Annotated in this window: 3 protein-coding genes; all 3 read left to right on the top strand. The window is 43.0% G+C overall.

What is annotated here, in order from left to right; genetic code table 11:
* Nucleotides 1-1,394 (top strand): AsmA family protein (locus tag A3766_RS28295; protein ID WP_231883029.1); only part of this gene is annotated, 1,394 nt, incomplete at its 5' end.
* A complete protein-coding gene (gene mutY, locus A3766_RS28300) occupies nt 1,394-2,485 on the top strand; it encodes an A/G-specific adenine glycosylase (RefSeq protein WP_068511288.1) in 1,092 nt (363 codons plus the stop codon). The genes A3766_RS28295 and mutY, both read left to right, overlap by 1 nt.
* A gap of 45 nt (nt 2,486-2,530) precedes the next feature.
* Nucleotides 2,531-2,803: an oxidative damage protection protein gene (locus tag A3766_RS28305; RefSeq protein ID WP_068553869.1), complete on the top strand. Its 273-nt coding sequence runs from the start codon at nt 2,531-2,533 to the stop codon at nt 2,801-2,803.
* Nucleotides 2,804-2,873 lie beyond the last annotated feature (70 nt).

Here is a 2,873-nt window from a genome sequence, read left to right on the forward strand (position 1 = left end):
TCGACAGCAAATTCACTGTGAACACCAGTAAAGAAGAAATAGTGGTTGAGGAGCTTTTCCTCATACTCGAGGAACTCAAGCTTGATAGTCAGTTAAGCCTTACAAACTACTTAGAATCACCTCACCTTCAAGGGCAAGTCCAAGTCAACAAGTTCAACCCCAAGATTCTAGCCGAGAGATTTGGAATTGCATTACCCACCTTATCTTCACCTGAAGCGCTAAACGCATTTAGCCTTTCGAGTAAGCTCGAATTTAAAGACCAGGCTCTATACTTTCAACAAATCAACACACAAGTAGATAAGAGTTCATGGCAAGGAGACCTTACATTCAATAGCAGTAATCAAGCGTTTGCACTTAGCCTTGTCGGTGACTCAGTTAATATCGATAATTATTTACCCGCCGAAGAGGAAAATAACAACACCCAAGCAAGCGCCAACGATGAAGCACCAACGAACAACCAAACCAACTCAGAGCTTCTGCCACTAGAAACACTGAGACAGCTCGATCTAGACATATCTTTAAAACAACAAAGCTTAATTGCAAACAAAGTCCTGATCGAAAATCTTAATGTCGAATTAGCCGCAAAGAACGGAATCGTCAGCGTAACAAACCTGTCTGCGAAGTCTCATGAAGGCATACTAAACACGAGCGCAAAAATAGATGCGCGTAGCAACAAACCTACTTGGCAAGCCGATACAAAGATATCAAACCTTAACTTAGGCACTCTGATTCAAGCGCTGGAAATTCAAAATGCCGAGGACAGCGCTAGCCTCAGTGGCACTCTCAATTTTAGTGCTGCGCTGACAAGTCGTGGTAACACCTTAAGCGAAGTTCAAAGCAATGCCTTGGCTCAATCCGAATTTGAAGTACTCGACGGTGAAGTTCAAGGCATAAACTTCAAGGCACTAAGCTGCAAAGGATTGGCCCTAATAAATAAAGATTCTATCGATACTAACAACTGGCCAAAAGCCACACCTTTTGATCTGCTTAAAGGCAGCGCCAGTTTGAAAGATGAGATTCTCACGAACAATTTCGAGCTAACAAGCTCCGGATTGGCGATGAGCGCCGAAGGCCCTATCAACCTGAGCGCAACATCGCTAGACATAAAAACCGGCTTACGCGTCATTGGCGACTCTAATGAGCATGCCTGCAGGGTTAATGAAAAGTTCAAAGACATTCCTGTTCCTGTAAGATGCAAAGGAAAATTTGATACGCCTCCAGCTGAGCTATGTAAACTGGACAGCAAACGTTTACTCGATGCGACCAAGCAAGTAGCTGCTAAAGAAGCAAAGCGTAAATTAGATAAAGAACTGGATAGAGCCTTAAACAAACACCTTGGCGACAAAGATGAAATCAAAGATGCTGCCAAGAACCTACTCAAGAAACTATTTTAATGTCCACAGATAAAAGCTCATCAATCTTTGCAAATCGCCTACTAAATTGGTTCGACCAACACGGTCGCAAAAACTTACCCTGGCAAATAGACAAAACACCCTACAGGGTTTGGGTATCTGAAATTATGCTCCAGCAAACCCAGGTCAGCACAGTTATCGACTACTTCAAACGCTTTATGGCAAGCTTTCCTGATGTTAAAAGTTTGGCAGATGCTGACGAAGACAGCGTGCTCGAACATTGGGCCGGTTTAGGCTATTACGCCCGTGCGCGTAATCTACACAAAGCAGCAAAACAAATATCTTATGACCTGGATGGCGTCTTTCCCGAAGATGTTGACGGCTTAAGTGCCCTGCCAGGCATTGGTCGTTCAACTGCTGGCGCTATTCGTAGCATTGCTCACAAACAATATGCCCCGATTCTTGATGGCAACGTAAAACGGGTTTTATGTCGTTATCACGCCATCAAAACCTGGTCTGGCGAAAGAAAAACCGAACAAAAGCTATGGCTACTCGCAGATGAACACACACCGCAAGATCGTGTTGATGACTATACACAAGCCATCATGGATCTTGGCGCAACACTCTGCACACGCAGCAAACCTAAGTGCACAATTTGTCCAATGCAGGAAGATTGCCAGGCAAACAAAGCAGACCTACAACATGCCCTACCGGTTTCAAAACCCAAAAAAAAGATCCCTCAAAAGAAAACCTGGGCACTGCTAATTGAGTCTGATAAGGGAGTCCTACTTGAGAAAAGGCCGCCAAGCGGAATATGGGGTGGTTTATATAGCTTGCCAGAGGCACCACCCTCACTCACGCCACCAGACTTGATTCAATACTGCACCGAGAACTTTGGCATAGAAACAGAACTACTAGAAAGACACCAAAGCATTCACCATACCTTTTCTCATTACAAACTAGAGATACAGCCGGTTAAATTAAAGCTAAAAGCGTCACTACCAGAAGTACGCTCATCAGATAGGCTAAAGTGGATCCAAGAACATCAGCTTTCTAAATTAGGCCTGCCGGCACCAATATCTTCCTACCTTGAAAAGCTAAATTGTGATGATTTATTCAGATTAAATGACTAAGATTGACCCATCACATGCTATTTACTTACCACACGAGATCGAAACATGAGTCGCACTGTTTTTTGCAGAAAGTATCAAAAAGAACTGAAAGGCCTGGATACCCCGACAATGCCAGGAGAAGCGGGCCAAGATATTTTTAACAACATCTCTGAACAAGCCTGGAAAGAATGGCAAAATAAACAAACCATGCTGATTAACGAACGACAGCTCAATATGATGAGCGCCGAAGACCGAAAGTTCTTGAAAGAACAGATGCATAAATTCTTTAATAATGAAGACATTGAAAGCATAGAGGGCTATGTTACGCCTACAAAATAATCAAAATTTACGTTTGTGATTTTTTTTTAGTTTTAGCTCTTGACTCATCGAAACGAAACAGGTTTAATAC

This window comes from Oleiphilus sp. HI0132 (assembly GCF_001635845.1).

Bases quoted from the DNA above. Each gene is read 5' to 3' on its own strand.
- A3766_RS28305 (WP_068553869.1), top strand. From the start codon at position 2,531: ATGAGTCGCACTGTTTTTTGCAGAAAGTATCAAAAAGAACTGAAAGGC.
- mutY (WP_068511288.1), top strand. From the start codon at position 1,394: ATGTCCACAGATAAAAGCTCATCAATCTTTGCAAATCGCCTACTAAAT.